This is a genomic window from Terrabacter aeriphilus, from assembly GCF_039542985.1.
GTDB classification, from domain to species: Bacteria; Actinomycetota; Actinomycetes; order Actinomycetales; family Dermatophilaceae; genus Terrabacter; species Terrabacter aeriphilus.
Window position 1 is genome coordinate 1 of the sequence record NZ_BAABIW010000029.1, and the last position, 693, is coordinate 693.

Annotated in this window: 1 pseudogene; it reads right to left on the reverse strand. The window is 69.7% G+C overall.

Annotated features, from left to right (window positions below):
* Positions 1–693: pseudogene (locus ABD979_RS19915) on the reverse strand (IS256 family transposase); the annotation flags it as partial.

Below are 693 nucleotides of genomic sequence, written 5' to 3' on the forward strand. Positions count from 1 at the left end.
AGGTCATCAGCTCCGATCTCGGGTTCGGTGTCGGGGATGAGGTTCGTCCGGGAGCGGGCCAGGACGTCCAGGCCGAGGGAGCGGCGGCCTTCGGCCCATTCGTCGGTCTGCTCAGCCAGGACGGCCCCGACGAGGCGGACGATGGCCTCGCGGTTGGGGAAGATGCCGACGGCGTCGGTGCGGCGCCGGATCTCCTTGTTGAGCTGCTCGGTCGGGTTGTTCGACCAGATCTGGGTCCAGATCTCCTTGGGGAAGCTGGTGAAGGACAGCAGGTCCTCGCGGGCTCGGTCGAGGTGCTCGAAGACGGCCGGGAGCTTGTCCTGGACGTAGTCGAGCAGCCGGTCGAACTGAGCGTGGACGGCGGCCGCGTCGGGCTGGTCATAGACGCTGTGCAGCATCGCCTTGACCGCCGGCCACATGCTCTTCGGGGTCACGCCCATCAGGTTGAAGGCGTAGTGGGTGCGGCAGCGCTGCCAGCTCGCGCCGGGCAGGTTGGCCGCGATCGCCTCACGCAGCCCGGCGTGCGCGTCGGAGGTGACGAGCCGGACCCCGGCCAGGCCGCGGGCCACGAGGTCGGCGAAGAACTCGTTCTCGTTGGAGGCACGCGGCGCCGGTTTCCGCGGTGGCCACGCGCATGCCGAGGACTTCGCGGTGGCCATCGTTGTTGACCCCGGTCGCCAGCAGCACCACGGC